This window comes from Rhodococcus sp. P4_F3_2 (assembly GCF_056401335.1).
Window position 1 is genome coordinate 210,756 of record NZ_JBFUJN010000008.1, and the last position, 20,923, is coordinate 231,678.

The following is a 20,923-nucleotide window of genomic DNA, read 5'->3' on the forward strand; positions in this document are numbered from 1 at the left end:
TCACTGAGCCCACCGGAGACAATCATGACCGAACTCGCCACTGCTACTTCGCAAGAAATCGAATTTGCCAGCCGGGACCGCATTTCGACGCTCCAACTCGAGCGGATGCAATGGTCACTGATGCACGCATACACCAATGTTCCGCACTACCGCAAAGCTTTCGACGACGCCGGCGTCCACCCGAGCGACTTGAAGGATCTGAGCGATCTCGCGAAGTTCCCCTTCACCACCAAAGCGGATCTGCGTGAGAACTATCCGTTCAAGATGTTTGCGGTGCCCCAGGACAAGGTCTCGCGAATTCACGCGTCTTCGGGGACCACCGGCCGCCCGACGGTGGTGGGGTACACGAGCAACGACCTGAACAACTGGGCCGATCTCATCGCGCGCAGTCTCTCGGCCGGCGGCGTGCGGTCTTCGGACAAGGTGCACGTGGCTTACGGGTACGGTCTGTTCACCGGCGGGTTGGGAGCACACTACGGTGCGGAGCGTTTGGGCTGCACGGTCATTCCCATGTCCGGTGGCATGACCGAGCGGCAGATCCAACTGATCGAGGACTTCGAACCCGACGCGATCATGGTGACGCCGTCGTACATGTTGACCATCGTGGATGCGATGATCAAGAAGGGTATTGATCCTTCGAAAACCTCGCTGCGGGTTGGAGTTTTCGGAGCGGAGCCGTGGACCGAACAGATGCGTACCGAGCTCGAACAACAACTCGACATGCACGCCGTCGACATCTACGGACTCTCCGAGATCATGGGCCCGGGCGTGGCAATGGAATGTGTGGAAACCAAAGACGGGCTCCATATCTGGGAAGACCACTTCTACCCGGAGATCATCGACCCGGTCACGGGTGAGGTGCTGCCGGACGGAGAGGAAGGTGAGCTCGTTTTCACCTCGCTCACCAAGGAAGCGCTGCCTATCATTCGCTACCGAACCAGGGACCTGACCCGTCTGTTGCCCGGGACGGCGCGCTCGATGCGACGGATGCAGAAGGTCACCGGCCGGACCGACGACATGATCATCCTGCGTGGGGTCAATCTGTTCCCCACACAGATCGAAGAACTGATCCTGACGGTCCCCGCCCTCGCGCCTCAATTCCAGTGTGTGCTGGAGCGTCCGGGTCGTATGGACACCCTGACAGTTCGCGTCGAGGCTCGCCCAGACGCGGCAATTTCGGACCATGCGGCAGCGTCGTCTGCATTGCAGAAGCTGGTGAAGAACAAGATCGGTGTCACGGTCGAGGTAAACGTTCTCGAACCCGGCGGACTCGAACGCTCGATCGGTAAAGCGCGTCGGCTGATCGACCAACGCCCGAAGGACTGAAATTACTCCAGGGCCATGCGGGTGGCGAAGATTCCGAGAATGCCACCAGCTAGCCACTTCTGAGCCCGCATCCACACCGGGCGTGCCACGAGGAAGGTCGACACGGCCGCCGCACAGCACACGATCAACGCGTTGACGGTGACTGCGACCAGGATCTGCACGCCGCCGAGTACGAGTGCCTGTTGCCAGACCGGGCCCGCAGTGGGATCGACGAACTGGGGGATCAGGGCCGCGTACATCAGCGCAATCTTGGGATTGAGCAGATTGGTGGTCAACCCCATCCCGAACAGACGGCCGCTACCGTGGCGGTCGACTTCGCCCACCTCGAAGGCGGACTTCCCACCTGGTCGGAGCGTAGACCAGGCGAGATAGGCCAGATACAGGGCGCCGCCGATTTTCACCGCGGTGAACACCGTGGGTACGGCGAAGAGAACCGCTGTCAGTCCAGCGCACGTGGCGGCGAGGTAGACCAGGAAACCGGTTGCGACTCCGCCGAGCGAGATCAAGCCTGCCCGGCGGCCCTGGCTGATGCTGCGTGACACCAGGTAGATCATGTTGGGGCCCGGTGTCAGAACCATCGCCAGGGCTATCAGCGCGACTCCCGTCATCGACGCTGACGTGATCATGTCGGTCTCCCACTACTCGGTACGTATGTTTCGTCGAGTACACAAGGGATTACCGTGGCGCGCCAAGGTCCAGTTCGCAGGCAGTGGTCCGCTCAGGTGTTGGCCCAGCTGTCGGGCCCGAAGACCTCGTAGTGGATATTCTGCGCCGGGACGTCCCGTTCGAGCAACGATGCGCGCATCGCCAACATGAACGGCATCGGCCCGCAGAGGAAGGCTTGGGTATCGGGCTCCACTGCAATGTCTTGCAAATCCGCCCGTCCTTCGTGAACCGATCCGAACGCCACGTGCGTGCCGAGATCCTCGTACCAACGATGCAAAGTTGCGGCGGGAATCTTGTCGACGAGTGTGCTGAGTTCTGCTCGGTGCGCATGATCGGCGATGGATCGATCCGCATGAATGACAGAGACCGAACGCTGAGCGCCGGTGTCCACGAGATGATTGAGCATCCCGATCATCGGTGTGCAACCGATTCCGGCCGACGCGAGTAGAAGAGGTGAGTTGTCATCCGGCATGGTGAGATCACCGAAAGGCGTGGTGACGGAGAGTTCCTGACCTTCGAATACGTTGTTGTAGAGGAAGTTCGACACTTCGCCATCAGGAGTACCGGAGATTCGCTTGACGCTGATCCGCCAGTCTGCGCTGCTCGGTATCGAACTCAGGCTGTATTGGCGGATCTGGCGAGCGCCGTCGGGCAGCGTAACCCCGACCGAAAGATACTGTCCGGGCGCGAAGGTGGGGAGTGCACTGCCGTCTAGCGAAGTGAGCGTCAGTGAGACAGTATCGGCGGACTGAAGAACTCGTTCGCTGATCCTGACCGTGCGCCAGACGTCACCGGCGTCGACGCCGGCGAGTTGGTAGAGGCCACGCTCCATCGTGATGAGGGTTTCCGCCATCAGCCAGTAGACTTCGTCCCAGGCTGCTGCGACGTCGGGAGTGACTGCATCGCCTAGTATTTCGACGATCGCGGCAAAGAGGTGTTCGTGCACGATTGCGTACTGGTCGGGCGTGATTCCCAGCGACGCATGCTTGTGGGCGATACGTGAGAGTATGAGATCGACCTTGGCGCTGTCCGGCTCGAGCTGAAGCGTCGCGAATGCCGCGATGGCGCCGGCGAGAGCCTTCTGCTGTTCGCCCTGTTTCTGATTGCCGCGATTGAACAAATCACGTTCGAGTTCAGGATGTGCGTCGAACATCCTGCGGTAGAACAGGGTTGTGATATCGCCGATGGCGGCGCCGACCACGGGAAGGGTGGCGCGAATGACCTCGGTTGACTGTGGGGAAAGCATGAGCTGCTCCGTTCGGTCGAAATTCGATTGATCAGCCTGCTTCGTCGCTCCGGGTGGTGAGGCGGAGCAGGACAGTTTTGGACGGCTGCCGGATGACGTCTTCGATCGTGACCGCGTCGAGTGAAACGAAAAACGCTTCCTGTGCTTCGCGCAAAGCGCTCCGAAGGAGGCAGCCGCCGCGAAGTGGGCACGGTTTGTCGCCTTCGCAGTCGACGACTTCACCCGGGCCTTCGAGGCGTCTGGCCAGCCAGCCGATGGTGGCGGTGCGGCCGAGTTCGGTGATGGAAAGCCCACCGCCGCGACCCCGCCTGGTTGTGACGATGCCAAGCTCACCGAGCCGTGTAACCACCTTGGTGGCATGGGAGTACGACACGTTGAGTTGCTGCGCAACATCCCGGGTACTGGGGGAGGCATCCGCGTCGAGTACGGCCAACCGCATGACGACGCGCAATCCCAGATCGGTGAACTGCGTCAGTTGCATGATCTGAACCTACATAATTCGCATCTGAGATGACTATTTATGTGAGGGGGATCTCGAGGGGTCCCAACCAGGGCGAACGGTACGTTCGGCGCCTCCAGTGCGCTGAACGTGCCGTTCGCTCAGAGGCGGGCGGCCGAACCCCCGGCAACGACGTCGAGAAAGTGGGGTGCTCGCCAACCCCGCGCCGCAAAGTCGCGGCTCACCGACGCGATGACCTCCGCATGACTTCCTTCCGGAACCAATGCGATGGCCGAACCTCCGAATCCGCCGCCGGTCATCCGCGCACCGATCGCGCCGCCGCGTCGTGCTGCGGCAACGGCGACGTCGAGTTCTTCACACGAGACCTCGAAGTCGTCGCGCAACGACGCATGAGAATTGTCGAACAGCTCGCCAACGTCGCTGAATCTGTTGCTGCGCAGAAGCTCTGCGGTCTTCCGTGTCCGTTCGATCTCGGTCACGACGTGCCGTGCCCGCGCCCGGAGGATCGGGTCTCGCACTGTCTCGGCTTGGTCTGCAGAAGCCTCTCGCAAGCTGCCGACGCCGATAGCTGCTGCTGCATCGATGCATTGAGAGCGTCGCAACCCGTACTGTCCGTCTGCGAGCGAGTGTTTGACCCGAGTGTCGATGACGATCAGTTCGTACCCCGCACCGTGGAGTTCGAAAGGGATGGGTTCGGTGGATCCGTCCAGGCAGTCCAACAGGAGCGCGGTCGAGGGTCGGGCAAAGAGGGCAATGGTTTGATCCATCCCACCGGTCGGTGCGCCGACGCCGTGGTTCTCCGCCCGGATGCATATCTGTACCAGCTCATCGCGGGTGAATGGTGAATCGTGAAGTTCATTGACGGCCAACGCAACCGAACAGGTGAGGGCAGCGGAACTCGACAGCCCGGCCCCGACCGGTACCGACGAGTCGACTGCCAGATCGATTCCTCCGAGCGGGAGGCCTCGGCGCGCAAGAGACCACAGAACGGCTGTGGGGTAGGCGGCCCATCCTGCTGCGATGTCGCCGAGGGGCCCGGTGTATGTCTCGTCGGATTGCCGACTGTGCACGCGGACGACCCCGTCGGTGCGCAGTGCGACGGCAACCAGCGTTCGCTGCTCGAGAGCGACCGGTAGGCACAATCCACCGTTGTAGTCCGTGTGTTCACCGATCAGGTTGACTCGACCGGGTGCCGCCCAGGCTCCGGTTGCCGGATAGCCATAGGCGTCGCGAAACTGTTGGAGCACAGATTGTTTCGAGACGGTTTCCACTATTTCAACTCCCGTAGGCGGGCCGCGACTGCCTCGGGAATGGTGTCGTTCACCCAGGCGCCCATGGCGGACTCGGACCCGGCGAGGTATTTGAGCTTGCCTGGTGCGCGCAAGATCGAGAACAGCTGAAGATGCAGTCGACCCAGAGGTCGGTCGATGCGGACGGGAGCTTGGTGCCAGGCCGCGATGTACGGTACCCGGTCGACGCCCGGATAGAAGCGATCGATACGGCGCAGGAGATCTTGGTAAACGACCGCAAGCTCTTCGCGCTCTTGGTCGTTCAACGAGGGAAGGTCCGGGACGTCTCGGTGCGGTGCCAGGTGAATCTCGATGGGCCATCGTGCGGCGGTCGGGACGTAGGCGCTCCAGTGATCGCCGTCGTAGATCAACCGGGTCCCGTTCTCGCGCTCGAACGCCAGAACATCGGCGAGCAGTGAGCGACCGGTGCGCTCGAAGTGTTTGTCCGCCTGCGTCAACATCGATCGGGTGCGTGACGTGACATACGGGTATGCGTAGATCTGTCCGTGTGGATGGGTGAGTGTCACCCCGATCTCTTCGCCGCGGTTCTCGAAGCAGAACACCTGTTCCACAACCGGATCCGCCGACAACTCCTCGGTCCGAGAGATCCATGCACCCACAATCGTACGCATGCGTTCGAGTGGAAGCTCGGCGACGGACGCCGTGTGATCGCTCGAGAAACACATCACTTCGCAGTGGCCGACAGCTGGGCGATCACCCACACCGTCTCCGGGACCGTCAATGGCTTCCTCGGGTGCCGCGGCAAAGCTCGGAAACCGATTCTCGAACACCGCGACGTCGTAGTCTCCGTCGGGTATCTCTGTGGGCGTGCGTGTTTCGTTGGTCGGGCACAACGGGCATTCGGCGGCGGAGGGGAGATGTGTCCGTGTCATGCGATGCGAAGCCATGGTGATCCACTCCCCGGTGAGAACGTCGAACCTCATCCGAGACGAGTGGTCGAGAGCCGGCAATTCGCGGGAATCTCGCGCAGAGTGGGCGCGGGTACGGCCGGCATCGTCGAAGTAGAAGATCTGACGCCCGTCGGCGAGGGTACGACGGGTCGGATCCTGCTTGGGTGTCATGCGTCGACTTCCCATTCCAGAACACCCTTGCTGACAACGGGTTTCCACACTCCGATCGTGGATCCTGTTTCCAGCGCTGCGGCATGGGCGCTCAACATGACCGAGATGGACGCCCAGATCGGACCGCCGTTGTCAGTGGCGTCCGACGCATACTCGGTCACGCAATGATGGAGTGCGCCGTTGCGTGTGTCCACGAAGTAGTGGTACTCGTCCAGCCCGGCAAAGGGAACGAACGAGGGGATGAACATGGTTGCGGTAGTGCCTGCGTCGCGTTGATCGTGTCGATCCATCTCGTCCTCGGCGTAGAGGTCCGGATTCTCGTAGATCGTCTCGTCCCACGTTTCGAGCAGAGTGAGTCGAACTTCGGTTGCGACGTCGATGGGGTAGAAGAACTTGTCGGGAAGCACGCTGCCGAGAAAGAGCCCGGTCCGGTCGTCGTGGGTCAGGCTGCCGTTGTGCACCCGATACAGCTCGCGAAGTTCCTGGGGCCACGTGACGCCGGTCGACGCTTCGAATTCCTCGATAACGGCGTCACCGAGCCCTGGCTGAAACGCTGCAGCCGTCACCGGTGCGTGTGTACGGCACCACGCTTCGATTCGGCTCCATTCGTTTGCAACGCTCATGGGCTTTACGATACGTCCGAGTCAGGACCCGTGAATCAGGTACTGCAGTGTGTCCACGAGCTTTCGGTCCGAAGCCTCGGACTTTCGGCCGGTGATTCCCGATCGGAGAATTGCGGAACCCTCGAGCAGGCTCACGATGGTCTGCGCTGCCGCGCCCAGGTCCGCCGCATCCAGATCCGGTTGTGCACACGCAACAGCGCGCTCTACGTGTGCGATGTACTGCGCGTAGAAGTCTCGAACCACGACCGCCACTTCTTGGTCCGCCGCCGCAATGGCCCATACTTCGACGTACAGACGCACCGTGGCCTGGTCGTCTTGTTCTCCGAGCAGGACTCCGATGAAGTGTTCGGATTCCTCACGGGAAAGACTCTGATCCGTATCCGTGACGACGGCAAGGCGATCCAGTGAGCGGGTCAATGCCCGTGACATGACTGCGCGGATGAGATCTGCACGGGTGGGGTAGTAGTGCTGCAGGTGCCCCACCCGCACTCCGGCTGCGGCTGCGAAATCGCGCATCGCCGAGTTGGCATTGCCCTGCGTGGCGAGGACCTGTTCTGCTGCGTCGAGAAGTGCTTCCGCGCGGGCGGCGCCCTTGGAGGGGGTCATGCCCGCAATACTGCCACCCCGAAGCTCTCCAACTCGGAGACGGTGCGGCGCGGGTTCGGAAGCGACTCGGGGAAAGCGACTCCAGGCTGGGCATCGTCGGCCAAGGCTTGTCTGACGGCAAGTGCGCCGCCCACCGCGGTGAGGTGAGCTTGGCCCTGCGGGTCGACGATTGTTGCGCTTGTCGTGCCGCTCGGGCCGGTGACGTCGATGCGTACTTGCGCGCTCCCGCCCTTGCCAGGCGAGTACAGGAGTCCGCGTCGTAGCGGTGTGAAGCGGTCGCCGCGACCCCAACGGAACAGACCCACCTTCTTGGCGGCGAGCAGCGCAGTTGTGGATGCATGCGAACTGAAACCTATTCGAGTGCTGGCAGTTTCGGCGCCCAGGGTCATGGGGAACGTGAATTGTTCCGGAGTGTCGATTCTTCCGACCTTGGTGCGCGATCCGGGGAAGTCGACCCAGCGAGTATCCGTCAACGGGCTGACGGTGATCGGGTTTCCTTGCTGCATCACCTCGAAATCCTGGCCGAGGCGATCAATGAAGTCGACGGAGTCGAGCCCGGCAATGTCGTTGACGTCGTAGCGAATCGAGACGTCGATCGTGCTCGCGCCACCCAGTTCCTCGGCCAGCGCTGCGGCGACGATATTGGTGACTCCGCCCATCCATCCAGACGACAGGTACACCGGTGCGCTCGGCGACTTCTGACCCGCCAGAGTGGCGGCGCGAGCGACGCGGGTTGTCCAGCGGGTGATGTCCACGTAGGGAATTCCGGCCTCGACGGCGGCGGACAGAACACGATCGTGGGGATCGTTGACCGTCGATACGACCGCGCGTACGGACGCGTCGAAGGGCGTCGGGTCGAGGAGGTCCCAGCGGCGGACGGAAGCGCCGTGACGACTGGCCAGTTCGTTGCCGCGCTCGGGGGTGCGTCCGGTGAGGAGTAGTGGGAAGTCGGGGGCGAGCAAGGCGGTCAGGGCGCTGCCTACGGTTCCGTATCCGCCTGCCACGAGGATGGGGCCGTCGGCTGAATACTGCAATGAATCGGTCATGCACTCAACTCTAGGTCAAATGACCTAAAACGTCGAATGGAGTCTTTCCAGTGCTCAGTCCCGGTGTCGCACGATGTTGACGACGTTGCCGTCGGGTGCCCGGACGAGGAATCGGCGAACACCCCACTCTTCGGTCGTAATGGGGTGCACGATTTCGTAGCCGAGTCTTCGTGCCTCTTCGTAGGCGCCGTCGACGTCGTCCGTGTGGACGGAGATGACCGAGTCCTCGGCTGCAGTGGCGTCGTGCGTGACGAGTTGTACGTTCGCGCCGGTGTCGGGAGAGGTGTAGCGAGCGACCCACCCCATGTTGAACTCTTCGGTGCTCAGGCCGAGATAGTCGGAGTAGAAACTCTTGGCGGCTCCGACATCGGCGACTTTGAGATTGGCGGTGATGCGTCGTGCACGCATGTGGTTCTCCTACCCTCGGCAACAGATGTGCTCGATGATCGTCCGAAAGCGGAGTCATGTCGACTGTGCCGTCCGAAGATGCGGGCTAACTGGCTGATTCGATCTGTCACTGCGGATCGAACGAGCCCACGGTGCCCCACCGCGAGAAGGGAAGGACGATCAATTGAACCTTGCCGATGACATTGTCGATCGGCACCGTTCCGCTGCGTTCGTCATCGAGATGGAAACGTGAATCCTTCGAATGGGCGCGGTTGTCACCCATCACCCACAGGTTCCCGTCGGGAACCGTGACCGGCCCGAAATATATTCCCTGACAAGAGGTACCGTTGCCCGGAATGCGATTGTCGATGTACGGCTCGGTCAGCGGCTTGTCGTTCACTCGAAGCCCCTCTTCCTCGGACAGGCACTGCACGGTTTGCCCACCGACCGCGATCACCCGCTTCACGAGATCGTTCTCGTCCGGCGGGACCAAACCGACCATGGATCCGAGTCCTTGAAGTGCCCGGACCACCGAGTTGTCCGATCGAATGGATTGATACTCGTCGTTCCAGGATTCGGGTCCCTTGAACACGACCACATCCCCAGGCTGTGGATCCCCGAATCTATAGCTGATTCTGTCGACGAAAATCTTGTCTCCCGCGCAGCCGGTGCATCCGTGAAGCGTCGGTTCCATGGACTCCGACGGGATCAGAAATATGCGTCCGACGAAGTTCTGGATGACAACACTCAGGACAAGTGCGACGACAACGAGGATGAGAATCTCACGCCACAGTGGACGTTTTCTCGGGTGATCAGCCGTCGTCGATTCAGTCGAGTCTTCGTGGGCGTCGGATTCCGTCACATTCCCGACAATAGATGGCGCAACCAGTCGGCGGCCCGATACCGACGTTCTCGATTCGAGGGTCTACTTTGTCGGCCGATTTGCTTCAGAATCGGATCACATCACCCACACGGATCTGGTCGGGATCGGCAATCCACGCATTCATGACCCAAACATCCTGCCAACGAATACCTTTCGCAGCGGCAAGGTTGAACAACGTATCGCCCTCGGAGACTGTCACAGTGTCGCCCGCTGAACCTACCGACGATCGAGCCGAGGTTGTCGAATCAGGGGTGGTGCCGCCCCAACCTAGGTAAGCGCCGCATACCGGCCACGCGCCGATGCCTTGAGCTGAGAGGGTTGCTTCCGCGGCCGCGACTTGATCGGCTGTCGACGCCAAGTCGGCGCGAGTCGGTGCACCTGCCGGTTTGTATGCATCCCACGTCGACTGCGTGAATTGAAGTCCGCCGTAGAAGCCGTTGCCGGTGTTGATGTTCCAGTCGCCGGAACTCTCGCACATGGCCACCTGCGACCAGTCGTGCGCACTGGCTACGCCGGTGTTGACGATTGCGCCGCCAATTGTCAGAACGCCTGCTCCTGCGGCTATCGTGACGAATCGTTTGGTGTGAGAACGTTTGTTTTTCCGGTGGTTTCCCATGATATTTTCCTTGATCGGTCTGACGGGACAGCGATCTCGGCTCGGCGTGCGGCTCGAGTGTTCTGCTGCATATCGCGGTAGACGAAATCGTCAGTGCTGAAATGTGATCGAGGTTGACAGACTGTGAAGGTCTCGTCTCCAGATTGCAGTTCGGAGGCGTGACTAGATTCGCGGTCTCACACGCTTGCCGACAACGGCTCAATTACCCGGTTACATACCTGTTTTGTGGACCGACACAAAACGTCGGTGTACTCGGTGCTGAGCGGAAACAGGTAGTTGAACAGGCCATTCGACCCATGTGCAGACGAGCACCGATTGGCATGCTGAAACAACACCGAAACAGGATCTCTTCGAGATTCAAGCTTGCGGCACGCCGGCGCCTCCTGTTGATCGATTGGCGCACCCTTATGAGGGAGATGTGTCGCGCCCCGGGCCGCTGTCTGCGCCCCGGGATGAGCCCTCCTGCGGAATCCAGAGAATCGGATACCGCAGGAGGGCATTCTCTCGACCTTCGATTGACCGCACGAAAACCGGACGTTTGGGGGACAATGATCTGGGGCGATCACCTGGGGCGAGAAGTCGAGGAGATGTACATGTCCGAGGCCAAATCCGAAAGCACCGAGTCTCTCGCTGGAACGACACCGCCGGCAAAGACACCGCCGGCAAAGACACCGCCGACGGAGCCGTCGAAACAATCGGTGCTCAGGCGGTACTACCCGGCTGCGGTGCCCGTCATCCTCGGCTTGATCATCTTTTTCATGCCGGTTCCGGACGGTGTGGACCCAAAGGGCATGCACATGCTCGGAATCTTCGTCGGCACCATCGTGGCGTTGATTTTGCAACCACTGCCGACGGGTTCGGTGGCGCTGGTGGGCCTGTCGATCGCCATGATCACCCAGACGGAGACGCCGACAGAAGCGTTGTCCGGCTTCAGTAACACCACGATCTGGCTGATCGTCGCGTCGTTCTTCATCGCCGAGGGCTTTCTGGTCACTGGGCTCGGCAAACGGGTTGCACTCATGTTCGTGACCAAACTCGGCAAGTCGAGCCTCGGATTGTCGTACGGAATGGCGTTGACGGACTTGATACTTGCTCCGGCGACACCGTCGAACACCGCCCGCGCCGGTGGCGTCGTCTATCCGATCATCGTCTCACTGAGCAAGTTGGAGGACTCCAATCCTGAGCCCGAGGACTCTCGCAAGAAGCTCGGAGCATATCTGCTGCTCACGTCGCTGCAAGTCAACGTCGTGACCTCCGCGATGTTCATCACCGCCATGGCGGGTAACCCCGTCGCCGTCGATGCGGCTGCCAAGATCGGCATCGACATCTCGTGGGGCAAATGGGCGCTGGCAGCATCGGTTCCGGGAATTGCGAGTCTCATCGCGATCCCGTGGGTGATGTCGAAGATCTTCCCGCCCACGATGTTGAAGACTCCGAAAGCACCCGAGCAAGCCAGGGAGGAACTGCGCAAGGCAGGTCCGATCAGCCGCAACGAGAAGATCATGGCCGCCACCTTCGTTCTGCTGCTGGTGCTCTGGTGCCTGGGCTCGCAGCTCAACGTCAATGCCACTACAACAGCATTTGTCGGAATCGGCATCCTGTTGGTGACCAAGGTGCTGACGTGGAACAACCTGGTCCACGACACCGGGGCGTGGCAGACGCTCGTCTTCTTTGCCGTTCTGGTCGGTATGGCAAGCCATCTCGAAGAACTCGGCGTGATCTCGTGGATCGGAACCCAGGTCTCCTCGAGTGTCGACGGTTTGCCGTGGATCTGGGCTTTTGCGATCCTGACCTTGGTGTACTTCTACGCGCACTATCTGTTTGCGTCGAACACCGCGCAGATCGTCGCGATGTACGCGGTGTTTCTCGGCGCGGCGGTGGCAACCGGTGCACCGCCGCTGTTCTCAGCCCTGGTATTCGGCTTCATCGGCAGCCTGTTCGGCGGTATCTCGCACTACGCGTCCGGTCCGGCCGGAGTGATTTACGGTTCCGGATACATCAAGACCTCGGAATGGTTCCGAATCGGTTTCGTGATGAGCGTCGTGATCATCCTGATCTGGACGATCATCGGCGGCGCGTGGATGAAGCTGATCGGCGCCTGGTGAGGCTCAGTTGTCCTTGCGCCGCAATCCGAATCGCATCGATTCCTTGTTGACAGCGGCAATCGCGGTCAGCGGTATCTCCGCGGGACACACTTCTGCACATTCACCGTAGGTCGAGCACGGCCCGAAATCGGCCTCCATCTGGTGCGACATCGCTCGGGCCCGCTTGCCACGTTCGTTGCGGCCCTGCGTGACGAGGGACAGGTGGGTCAGTTTGGAACCGGTGAAGAGGTGCGCGGCACCGTTGGGGCAGGCTGCTACGCAAGCGCCGCAGCCGATGCACGCGGCGAAGTCCAGTGCAGCTTCGGCACTTTGATGCGAGAGCGGCTGGCTGTCTGCGTCCGGTGCAGTTCCCGCATTGACCGATACATAGCCACCGGCTTCGAGGACCCGGTCGAGAGCCGAACGATCGACCACGAGGTCGCGGACCACCGGAAAAGCGGCGGAGCGGAACGGTTCCAGTTTGATTCGGTCACCGTCGGAGAAGCTGCGCAGGTGCTGACGGCACGTGGGAGTGTTCGCAACCGGCCCATGGGGAACGTCGTCGACCGTGATGCCGCAGGACCCACAGATCCCTTCTCGGCAGTCGGAATCGAAGGCGATGGGTTCGTTGCCGCTCTCCACGAGTTGGTCGTTGAGTCGGTCGAGAAGTTCCAGCAGTGACATCTCCACTGTCGCGTCGTTTACTTGGTAGGTGTCGAATGCACCGGACGACTCCGGTCCGGATTGGCGCCACACGTCCACGGTGATTTTCATACGTAGTTCCTCGTCTGCAGTGGAACAGCGGTGAAGGACAACGGCTCGTCGTGTCGAATGTGTCTGCCGTCCTTGGCGGTTTCCCACGCGGAGACGAAGCACCAGTCTTGATCGTTTCGCTGTGCTTCGCCGTCGGGAGTTTGATGTTCGGCCCGAAAGTGCGCTCCACAGGACTCGTCACGATCGAGAGCATCGACACACATCAGTTCGGCGAGTTCGAGGAAATCGGCTACCCTGCCGGCCCTTTCCAGCTCCTGGTTGAACTGGTTTCCGCTGCCGGCGACTCGTAGGTTCGACCAGAAATCGCCTCGTAATGCTCGGATTTCGGAGATGGCCTTGGTCAAGCCTTCGGCCGTTCGGGTGACACCGCAACCCGCATAGAGGATCTCGCCCAGTTGTCGATGAAACCTGTCGGGGCCGTGTGTTCCGCCGACCGAGAGCAGCAGGTCCACCCGACCGCTCACGTCACTGAGCGTTGCCGTCACGGCGGGATCGGAAAGTTCGAGAGATGCTGATCCGAGCAGCGGCGCAAGATAATTCGGAATCGCGTACGGGAGGGTGAACCAGCCGTCAACGCATGCCGAGAGCAACGAATTGGCGCCGAGGCGGTTGGCCCCGTGGTATCCCCACCCTGCCTCACCACCGACGAACAAGCCGGGGATGGAAGTCATCTGGTCGTAGTCGTTCCACAGTCCTCCCATGGTGAAGTGGGCTCCGGGGGCGATGCGCATCGGCACCGTATAGGGGTCTTCGCTGGTCGCGTCGCGATACATCGAGAACAGATTTCCGTATCTCTCCTCGATGGTCTTGCGGCCGAGCCGTGCCAATGCGTCGCGGAAATCAAGGTACACACTGTTTTTCAGAGGGCCGACGCCGTGACCGGAGTCGATTTGCTCGCGGGCGGCCCGTGAAGAGACGTCGCGGGGAGAGAGGTTCCCGAACGCCGGATATTTGCGCTCGAGGTAGTAGTCGCGCTCATTTTCGGGAATGTCGCCTGGTTCGCGATCGTCTCCGGGCTTGGCCGGTACCCAGATCCGGCCGTCGTTGCGTAGTGATTCGCTCATCAGAATGGTTTTCGACTGCCACTCGGAGTTGACGGGAAGTGCCGTCGGATGGAATTGGATGAACGAGGGTGAGGCAATCAGCGCGCCGCGTCGGTGCGCTCGCCATGCGGCGGTGGCGTTGGAGTTCTTCGCAAGTGTGGACTTGTGGAACACGGTGCCGTACCCACCGGAGGCCAGCACGACGGCATGGCCTGTGGTGGCGCCGATCTCACCGGTCACGAGATCGCGTGTGACGATCCCTTGTGCTCGACCGTCCGAAACGATGAGATCGAGCATCTCGGTTCGGGTGTGGAGGTTGACCGTTCCGGCTGCGATCTGACGTTGCAGTGCCTGCGACGACGCTATCTGCAACTGCTGGCCGGTCTGCCCGCGCGTGTAGTACGTGCGCGACACCTGTACGCCGCCGAAGGATCGGGTAGCGAGAGTGCCGCCGTACTCACGGGCGAACGGTGCTCCGATGGCATTCATGTGATCGATGACGCGTACGGATTCCTCTGCGAGTCGGAAGCAGTCGGCCTCGCGGCCGCGGAAATCGCCGCCCTTGACGGTGTCCTTCACGAAGCGGGCGAGACTGTCGTTGTCCACCTTTCGGGCACGAGCGGCGTTGATGCCGCCCTGCGCGGCGACGCTGTGTGCACGGCGCGGTGCATCGTGGAAGGTGAAGGATTCGACGTGGTAGCCCAGTTCACCAAGTGAGGCGGCGCAGGCCGCGCCGGCGAGTCCGGTACCGACGACGATGACCGTGAACTTGCGCCGGTTGAGCGGGCTGACGAGCTTGTAGTCGAGTTTGCGAGTGGGCCAGGCTGTCTCCGGATCGCCGGCTGGGACCTTACCGTCCACCGGCGTCCCGATGCTGCGCAGATTGTCGAGTTCGAAGCTGTTCACTTATGACGCTCCTGTCTTCGAGATGACGCCGGTCATCACCGCGATGGGGATCGACATGTTTCCGACCATCACGACGAGCGCAAAGATTCCGGAGAGTGCAACGGCAATCTGGCGCAGCCGTTGGCCGGTCACGCCGAGATCGTTGACCGCACTCCAGAGTCCGTGCGCGAGATGCATTGCCAGCAGAGCCATCGCGACGATGTAGAACGACGCCACCAGTGGACGCTCGAAGCTGGCGATCAGGTTGTCGTATGCGTAACTCTGCGTGCGCGTGGCTGCTTCGTACTCGGCGCTGCCGATGGGTCGGGTTCCGGTCGTGAGGTCGAGTATGTGGAAGATGACGAACAGCAGCAGCACTGCTCCGGTGACGGGCATTGTGCGCGCGGTAAAGGACTTGATTCCCAAGCTTTTACGTCGAAACTTCCCTCGAGCTCGGCGGCCACGGACGGTGAGCAACCAGGCGCACCAGACGTGTGCGACCAATGACGCGAGCAAGACGATGCGAAGAATCCACAGAAGTCCCTCGTATGGCAGGAACGGTTCGAAGACTGTGCGAAGCCAGTGTGCGTAGTCGTCGAAGTGATCGGCCCCGGTGTAGACCTTCAGGTTTCCGATCATGTGGACGAGCACGAAAGCGGCGAAGATCAGTCCCGTCACGGCCATCAGAATTTTGCACGTGATATTGGACGGCCGCGGTCGAGCGCGAGGTGAATCGCCGGTAGCTCGCGATACACGGGTCGGAGCACTCACAGACAAACCTCCCACGCCAGACTTGCCGGACAGGTGCCGTCAGCCTAAGCCCGATCGAGGTTTTCGGCCAACGGATCGGTGCCCGACTTGTCTGTTAATGCAGGTGAATGGGAGTGTAGGGGTGCTCATTACCCGAAAGTAAGGAACCTGTGAACGATGTTTGACTCGACGTGGCGACGGTGGTCATGGCGCGCCGGAACGGCATCGGCCCTGGCAGTGGCCTTGTTTGCGGTGGGGTCGCCGGCTGGTGCGCAGGAGACCGTCGACCTGGCCGACGTGTTCAACCCGTTGGTCGTGAAGGCACTTCAAGGCGCTGATATCTCTACCGAATTGACGCCACTCGGACTCTCGTCCGACGATCCGTGGTTCGACGAGCCCGAAATCGAGCCCGGCACCGCCCCCGGAACTCTTCTCAAAGCGCGTCAGGTCAGTGTTCAGGTCTACCAGGTCCGCCCGGACGTGGTCTCGGCTCACCAACTCATGTACACAACCACTGATCACTTCGGTCGCCAGGTGATCAGTACCGGAATTCTGATGATCCCCGAGGACGGAACTGCGCCAGGCGATCGCAAGATCATCGGATATGCCGAAGCGAACGACAGCCTGGGGGCGAACTGCGCACCAAGTCACCAGTGGACCGGCGGCAATCAGAGCGACCCGGCGATGTTCTCGGCTCTCGGCCCGGTGGCCCAGATGTTCGGTCACGGCTGGGCAGTGATGATGAGCGACGTCGGCAACGACGGCGACACTGCTCCCCATCCGTTCTCGATCGGACAGTTCTCGGGCAAGGCAACGCTCGACGGCGTTCGGGCAGCACTCGCGCTTCCGGAGGCCGGTCTCGAATCAGACACCCCTGTCGGCATCTACGGTGTCGCCGGCGGCGGTGTCGCAGCGGGCTTTGCCGCAGAACAGGCGCATGACTACGCGCCGGAACTGAACGTACAGGCCAGCGCCATCCAGGCGATGATGATCGACCCGGCAACATTCGAGGAGACGGCGGCCGGTGGGATCGGTTCCGGCTTCGTCTTCTCGAGCATTCTCGGATTCGACGCGGGCTACCCCGACGTTCGGCTCGACGATCATCTCACTCCGATCGGTCACAACGTCGCCGCAGCATTCCGCGCGTCCTGCCAGGCGCTCTACCTCGGACTCCCGTTCGTTCCCTTCGACGTCCTGCTCACCAACCCGGCGCCCCGAACGATCCCGGCACTGGCCGCGGCGTACGCGGACAACACGTTGGGAAAGCAGGCGCCGGCCTCGAAGCTTCTGATTTCTTCCTGTGAGGACGACTTCCTCGTTCCCTTCAGTGAGGCAGAGCAATTGGCGCAGACATATCGAGCAGACGGCGGCGACGTGGACCTGCTCCCGTCGCAGTGCGGGCCGCTCGATTACGTGACCAACCTGTACAAGACGGTGACCGATCAGCTGGGTATGCAGGACATCGCCTGGCTGGCGAAGACGTTCGACGAAGCCGAAGGGAAATGAGTATGCGGAAGTCTTTGACACGCAGGGATTTCGCGCGCACAGTTCTCGTCGCTTCGGCAGGCATCGGCGGTGCGGTCGTACTGGGAGGCCGGGCGTCCGCGGGTACTGGTGAACTCGACAGGTACCTCGACCTGGAAGCGGTGAACGCAAACGCCGAAGCCGCGGGGGGTCTGCATCCTTCACTGCCGTCGGATTCCGCGACGCTGCGGAGTTTGGTCGATACCGCCCGAGCATCGGGAGTGGCTCCGCACCGCTATCAGACACTGCTCAAGCAGTACTGGCTCGCAGTGGGGACGGAGTCGGCAGGTATCGATCTCGCTTCGTGGACTCCGTTCGACGGTGTGCACGCGAATCTCGGAAACCTCACCAACACCTTCCAGTTCTACGAGCGACTGCAGCTCGAGCATCATGAACTGCAGTGGGCAGGCATGGGCGGAATGGTCGGGCCCGCTTTTGCCGGTGGACTCCTCGACTTGGACTACGGGCGGGTTGTGCTGGAAGTCCAAGCGATCAGCGAAGCGATGGCACTGGTGTGGCGAGAGATCGACCGCATCGGGTCGCCGGTCGCAACGTCGATGGGAGCACCCGAGGACGTTGCGGCGCTGCTCCAGGTCGGCCACGACATCCGCCCCGAGGACGTGATGTGGTTCCAGGGGAAAGTGATTGCGATGAGCAAACACATCTTCTCGGATCTGATTCCCATGCACATGGCGTGGGTTCACGACGGTGTCGACGGCATCGCCGAGCTCGATCGGGCAGGGCTGCTCGACGAGAACGCCCGTATCGCGTGGGACAACATTGCTTCGGGGACACCGGAGTCGGTCTTCGACGGCAATGTGCGTCTGCTGCGCCGTGAGCAGTACCAGTCGGTGGGTGATCAGTGGGACGAGGCGAAGGCCTACCGCGGCAGCGTCGGTCGCTCGTTGACCTACCTGACCACCTTCGCCGCATCACCGTCCATGCCTGGCGTCGTACCGCCGCGTGAGTCGAACCCGCTCTCGTTCGCGGTGGGCAATGCCGTTGTGCAAACAACGCTTCCGGACTTCAACTGGGCGGACCGGGACGGTCGTTGGACCTACATCAACGGTCAGCTGCTCCCGGTCTACAACAACCTGATGAACAATCAACCGGAACTGTGGCGAGCGACGCTGGCAGCGCCCGTCTCCGTTCGGATAACCGAGCAGAGAATGATCGCTCGCTTGCCGGACATGTTGCGGTCCATGCTGGCAACTCTGGCGATCACGGTCAACTGAACTCGGCGGTGGGGGGGGGGGGGGGGGGCCTGGCTCAGCTCCGCTTGCATACGCGCGGCGTCCTTGCCGACAGTGCGAGTGGCCAGGTAGATGAATACCGCAGTGAGCGCCAACATGATCGGCACGAGATACATGGCCGAGTTCAACCCGTCGCCGGCGTACTGAGCCAACTTCCCGGTACCGGCATCGGCAAGCGCACGCTTGGCGAACCAGTCCGAAATCGCGCCCACGGCAACTGGTCCCGAGAATCCGCCGAGAAGATACATGGCAGCGAAGAACAACGCCGTCGCAGTGCCTCGGAGCCTGGGAACCACGACGTCGTGAATGGCAGGGTAGACGCTGATGTAGAAGCCGTAGGCCAACAACCACCCGGCCGAGAACAAGAGCGTGAACATCACGACGTTCCCGCCGTGCTGCTCCAGTGCCAGTGCCGTCAAAGGTGCTGCCAATGCCGAGGTTCCGACACCGATCATCAACCGTGCGCGCGGTGAGCGTGCGCTGGCCTTGTCAGCGTAGCGAGCGCCGAGAAGCAAGCCGATCAAGCCCGTGATTCCGACGATGATGCCGGTGACCGATGCCGCAGCAGTCAGTTTCAGGTGGTACTGGCGCATCAGAAGCGGGACGACAAACGAATTCACTGCGTAGGCGGCGAAGTTGAACGTCAGTCCGGCAAGGATGAGCCAACGAAGCGTGGGAATTGCGAGCAGACGACGGATCGGACGGGTGATCGGTGCCTGTGAAACAGCGGCTGCGCGGGCCTCCGGACTTTCGGAACCACCACGAACCGGATCTGCCATGCGGTAGAGCACGACTGCCAGCAGGACACCGGGAATCGCCGCGAGGAAGAACGGTGCACGCCAGCTGTCGAATGCCTCGGCGATCTTGCCGACGGTGAAGTAGGCGAGCATGAGGCCAATCGGCAAACCGAGCATGAAGACACCAAGTGCGCGTGAGCGTCGTTCCGCCGGGTAGATATCACCGATCATCGAGTTGGCTGCAGGTGTGAAGGTCGCTTCGCCCACGCCGACGCCTAGACGCGCGAGGATGAACAGCACATAGCTGCCGGCGGCACCGGTTGCTGCCGTCAGTCCGCTCCACACCAGGAGTCCGATCCCGATGATCTTGGGACGGTTCTTCGTGTCGGCCAACCGGCCCAGAGGCAGCCCTGCGACTGCGTAGACGAGGGTGAATGCAGAGGTGATCAATCCCAATTGCAAGTCGCTGAGCGAAAACTCGTTCTTGATCGGCTCGGCAACGACCGAGGGGATCGCCCGGTCGAAGAAGTTGAGCATGTTTGCGAGAAACAGAGCGACGAGTGTGCCGCCGAGAAGTTTGTCGCGTGTTCCGACAGGGGCGCCGTCGATGGACGGCAGCGGCGGAGCGTCTCGTTGAATTGACATGATTGTTCCACCCTTTTCGCGAGTGCTGAATGAATTGTGTTGGGGGAGAGGCTCAGGACAGAGCGTCGGCGACGGTTTTGCCGATCGCCTGCATCCCGGCCGCAGTGGGATGCAGTGGAACCGCCGGCTGGGTAGGGACGATTCCGGTGTAGTAAGCAGTGGCAGGGTCAGTGCAGATGTCATGCCCGGCAGTGGCTTCGGTGATGTCGATGTACTCGACGCCGTGACGGGCCACCGTTGCTGCCATGACCGTGTTGCCGTAGTCGATCACACTCTGGAGATAGTCGGCGTCGCGCGGCCAGAACGGCTGGGTGCCGGGGCATCCGTCGGCGGCGATGTATGTTCCGTATCCGATCACGACGATGCGCGCCGAGGGCGCTCGGTCGCGAACCGATTCGAGCATGGAACTCCAACCTGCGGAGGCATTTTCGACCAACTGTCGCTGTTGGTCGACGCCGCCTGCGGTGAACTTGTCACGGCAGGACGTTCCGGTGGGTTCGGGGAGAGGATTTACGCAGCTCAGAACTGTCGGGAACAACGAGATGTCGTTGGCGCCGATTGTGATGGTGACGAGGTCGGTATCGGGCCCCAATGCTGTTTCCTGCGGCGGTACTTGACCGGAGAACGTCGATTGTGCGGTGTCCGTGACGTTGGCGGATCGCGCCGACGAGCAGGTCACATCCGTGAGGTGAGCGCCGAGTCTTTGCGCCACCACGGAAGGGTAGTTGTCGAGTGATCGTAGGCAGCCCGGCGCCGATGAATCTTGTTCGGTGACCAGCGGGCCGGCCGCCGCGGAATCGCCGAGAGCGACGTATTTGATAGGGCTGGCATGCGTCTCGGCATATGACACGCCGGCCCCGAGTGCCGCGATCGAACCGGCAGCCACGACGCCTGCCAGAATGGCTGCGCTGTGCGTTTTCCACGTCACTCGAGGCTCCTATTTGGTCGAAGGTGGGACTTCCAGGTACGCCGCTGATTGTGAATTCGAGAGTGGCGTG

19 protein-coding genes and 1 pseudogene are annotated in these 20,923 nt (G+C 61.6%); 4 read left to right on the forward strand and 16 right to left on the reverse strand.

The annotated features are described in order from the left end of the window. Window positions 1–24 precede the first annotated feature (24 nt). Entirely contained in the window at window positions 25–1,326 is a 1,302-nt protein-coding gene (paaK, locus tag AC1DWA_RS11250) for a phenylacetate--CoA ligase PaaK (protein WP_019745754.1), read from the forward strand. A gap of 2 nt (window positions 1,327–1,328) precedes the next feature. Here paaK and AC1DWA_RS11255 read toward each other — a convergent pair whose 3' ends face one another. The 11 genes from AC1DWA_RS11255 to AC1DWA_RS11305 form a co-directional block, all read right to left on the reverse strand. After that, entirely contained in the window at window positions 1,329–1,952 is a 624-nt protein-coding gene (locus AC1DWA_RS11255; RefSeq protein ID WP_019745753.1) for a LysE family translocator, read from the reverse strand. A 92-nt stretch (window positions 1,953–2,044) separates the two neighbouring features. Further along, window positions 2,045–3,238, reverse strand: a complete 1,194-nt coding sequence (locus AC1DWA_RS11260; RefSeq protein ID WP_477846033.1) for a globin domain-containing protein — start codon at window positions 3,236–3,238, stop codon at window positions 2,045–2,047. 31 nt (window positions 3,239–3,269) lie between these two features. Continuing rightward, entirely contained in the window at window positions 3,270–3,719 is a 450-nt protein-coding gene (locus AC1DWA_RS11265) for an RrF2 family transcriptional regulator (RefSeq protein ID WP_003943059.1), read from the reverse strand. A 119-nt stretch (window positions 3,720–3,838) separates the two neighbouring features. Then, a complete protein-coding gene (gene galK / locus AC1DWA_RS11270) occupies window positions 3,839–4,969 on the reverse strand; it encodes a galactokinase (protein ID WP_477846034.1) in 1,131 nt (376 codons plus the stop codon). Next, window positions 4,969–6,069 carry a galactose-1-phosphate uridylyltransferase gene (galT, locus tag AC1DWA_RS11275; protein ID WP_477846035.1) on the reverse strand — a complete coding sequence of 367 codons (1,101 nt, stop codon included), beginning with the start codon at window positions 6,067–6,069 and terminating at the stop codon, window positions 4,969–4,971. Before galT ends, galK begins: the two co-directional genes overlap by 1 nt. Then, the gene (locus AC1DWA_RS11280; RefSeq protein ID WP_477846036.1) at window positions 6,066–6,692 is read right to left on the reverse strand and encodes an SMI1/KNR4 family protein; all 627 of its coding nucleotides are present in this window, start codon (window positions 6,690–6,692) and stop codon (window positions 6,066–6,068) included. Before AC1DWA_RS11280 ends, galT begins: the two co-directional genes overlap by 4 nt. Window positions 6,693–6,713: 21 nt before the next feature. Continuing rightward, window positions 6,714–7,298: a TetR family transcriptional regulator gene (locus AC1DWA_RS11285; protein WP_019745748.1), complete on the reverse strand. Its 585-nt coding sequence runs from the start codon at window positions 7,296–7,298 to the stop codon at window positions 6,714–6,716. Next, window positions 7,295–8,344: a saccharopine dehydrogenase family protein gene (locus tag AC1DWA_RS11290; RefSeq protein ID WP_046379465.1), complete on the reverse strand. Its 1,050-nt coding sequence runs from the start codon at window positions 8,342–8,344 to the stop codon at window positions 7,295–7,297. The genes AC1DWA_RS11285 and AC1DWA_RS11290 overlap by 4 nt, the downstream gene beginning before the upstream one ends. Window positions 8,345–8,398: 54 nt before the next feature. Continuing rightward, window positions 8,399–8,752 (reverse strand): VOC family protein, encoded by a 354-nt coding sequence (locus tag AC1DWA_RS11295; RefSeq protein WP_020971115.1) that lies wholly within the window; start codon window positions 8,750–8,752, stop codon window positions 8,399–8,401. Between the two features lie 106 nt (window positions 8,753–8,858). Continuing rightward, entirely contained in the window at window positions 8,859–9,593 is a 735-nt protein-coding gene (lepB, locus tag AC1DWA_RS11300) for a signal peptidase I (RefSeq protein ID WP_477846037.1), read from the reverse strand. A gap of 85 nt (window positions 9,594–9,678) precedes the next feature. After that, window positions 9,679–10,230 (reverse strand): LysM peptidoglycan-binding domain-containing protein, encoded by a 552-nt coding sequence (locus AC1DWA_RS11305; RefSeq protein ID WP_070795528.1) that lies wholly within the window; start codon window positions 10,228–10,230, stop codon window positions 9,679–9,681. 593 nt (window positions 10,231–10,823) lie between these two features. Here AC1DWA_RS11305 and AC1DWA_RS11310 point away from each other — a divergent pair. Further along, on the forward strand, window positions 10,824–12,335 hold the full coding sequence (locus tag AC1DWA_RS11310) for an anion permease (RefSeq protein WP_414209875.1): 1,512 nt from the start codon (window positions 10,824–10,826) through the stop codon (window positions 12,333–12,335). A 3-nt stretch (window positions 12,336–12,338) separates the two neighbouring features. Here the strand turns inward: AC1DWA_RS11310 and AC1DWA_RS11315 are convergent, their stop codons facing one another. Genes AC1DWA_RS11315 through AC1DWA_RS11325 form a run of 3 tightly spaced genes read right to left on the reverse strand, consistent with a single transcriptional unit; the run spans window position 12,339 to window position 15,787 of the window. Beyond that, window positions 12,339–13,088 (reverse strand): succinate dehydrogenase/fumarate reductase iron-sulfur subunit, encoded by a 750-nt coding sequence (locus AC1DWA_RS11315; protein ID WP_047888993.1) that lies wholly within the window; start codon window positions 13,086–13,088, stop codon window positions 12,339–12,341. Then, window positions 13,085–15,037, reverse strand: coding sequence for a fumarate reductase/succinate dehydrogenase flavoprotein subunit (locus tag AC1DWA_RS11320; protein ID WP_477846038.1), 1,953 nt, complete (start codon window positions 15,035–15,037; stop codon window positions 13,085–13,087). The genes AC1DWA_RS11315 and AC1DWA_RS11320 overlap by 4 nt, the downstream gene beginning before the upstream one ends. Then, the gene (locus tag AC1DWA_RS11325; protein ID WP_031333845.1) at window positions 15,038–15,787 is read right to left on the reverse strand and encodes a succinate dehydrogenase cytochrome b subunit; all 750 of its coding nucleotides are present in this window, start codon (window positions 15,785–15,787) and stop codon (window positions 15,038–15,040) included. A 156-nt stretch (window positions 15,788–15,943) separates the two neighbouring features. Here AC1DWA_RS11325 and AC1DWA_RS11330 point away from each other — a divergent pair, with 156 nt between their 5' ends. Continuing rightward, a complete protein-coding gene (locus AC1DWA_RS11330) occupies window positions 15,944–17,272 on the forward strand; it encodes a lipase family protein (RefSeq protein ID WP_021331733.1) in 1,329 nt (442 codons plus the stop codon). A 2-nt stretch (window positions 17,273–17,274) separates the two neighbouring features. After that, window positions 17,275–18,525 (forward strand): Tat pathway signal protein, encoded by a 1,251-nt coding sequence (locus tag AC1DWA_RS11335; protein WP_252858453.1) that lies wholly within the window; start codon window positions 17,275–17,277, stop codon window positions 18,523–18,525. Window positions 18,526–18,773: 248 nt separating this feature from the next. Here the strand turns inward: AC1DWA_RS11335 and AC1DWA_RS11340 are convergent. After that, window positions 18,774–19,925 (reverse strand): annotated as a pseudogene (locus AC1DWA_RS11340) (spinster family MFS transporter); the annotation flags it as partial. Window positions 19,926–19,977: 52 nt separating this feature from the next. After that, complete coding sequence (locus AC1DWA_RS11345) at window positions 19,978–20,853, reverse strand: SGNH/GDSL hydrolase family protein (protein ID WP_021331735.1); 876 nt, start codon at window positions 20,851–20,853, stop codon at window positions 19,978–19,980. Window positions 20,854–20,923: the final 70 nt, after the last annotated feature.

What these genes read in the sequence shown, in the direction of transcription:
- paaK (WP_019745754.1), top strand. Translation starts at nt 25, where the DNA reads ATGACCGAACTCGCCACTGCTACTTCGCAAGAAATCGAATTTGCCAGC.
- AC1DWA_RS11255 (WP_019745753.1), bottom strand. Translation starts at nt 1,952, where the DNA reads ATGATCACGTCAGCGTCGATGACGGGAGTCGCGCTGATAGCCCTGGCG.
- AC1DWA_RS11260 (WP_477846033.1), bottom strand. Translation starts at nt 3,238, where the DNA reads ATGCTTTCCCCACAGTCAACCGAGGTCATTCGCGCCACCCTTCCCGTG.
- AC1DWA_RS11265 (WP_003943059.1), bottom strand. Translation starts at nt 3,719, where the DNA reads ATGCAACTGACGCAGTTCACCGATCTGGGATTGCGCGTCGTCATGCGG.
- galT (WP_477846035.1), bottom strand. Translation starts at nt 6,069, where the DNA reads ATGACACCCAAGCAGGATCCGACCCGTCGTACCCTCGCCGACGGGCGT.
- AC1DWA_RS11280 (WP_477846036.1), bottom strand. Translation starts at nt 6,692, where the DNA reads ATGAGCGTTGCAAACGAATGGAGCCGAATCGAAGCGTGGTGCCGTACA.
- AC1DWA_RS11285 (WP_019745748.1), bottom strand. Translation starts at nt 7,298, where the DNA reads ATGACCCCCTCCAAGGGCGCCGCCCGCGCGGAAGCACTTCTCGACGCA.
- AC1DWA_RS11290 (WP_046379465.1), bottom strand. Translation starts at nt 8,344, where the DNA reads ATGACCGATTCATTGCAGTATTCAGCCGACGGCCCCATCCTCGTGGCA.
- AC1DWA_RS11295 (WP_020971115.1), bottom strand. Translation starts at nt 8,752, where the DNA reads ATGCGTGCACGACGCATCACCGCCAATCTCAAAGTCGCCGATGTCGGA.
- AC1DWA_RS11305 (WP_070795528.1), bottom strand. Translation starts at nt 10,230, where the DNA reads ATGGGAAACCACCGGAAAAACAAACGTTCTCACACCAAACGATTCGTC.
- AC1DWA_RS11310 (WP_414209875.1), top strand. Translation starts at nt 10,824, where the DNA reads ATGTCCGAGGCCAAATCCGAAAGCACCGAGTCTCTCGCTGGAACGACA.
- AC1DWA_RS11315 (WP_047888993.1), bottom strand. Translation starts at nt 13,088, where the DNA reads ATGAAAATCACCGTGGACGTGTGGCGCCAATCCGGACCGGAGTCGTCC.
- AC1DWA_RS11330 (WP_021331733.1), top strand. Translation starts at nt 15,944, where the DNA reads ATGTTTGACTCGACGTGGCGACGGTGGTCATGGCGCGCCGGAACGGCA.
- AC1DWA_RS11335 (WP_252858453.1), top strand. Translation starts at nt 17,275, where the DNA reads ATGCGGAAGTCTTTGACACGCAGGGATTTCGCGCGCACAGTTCTCGTC.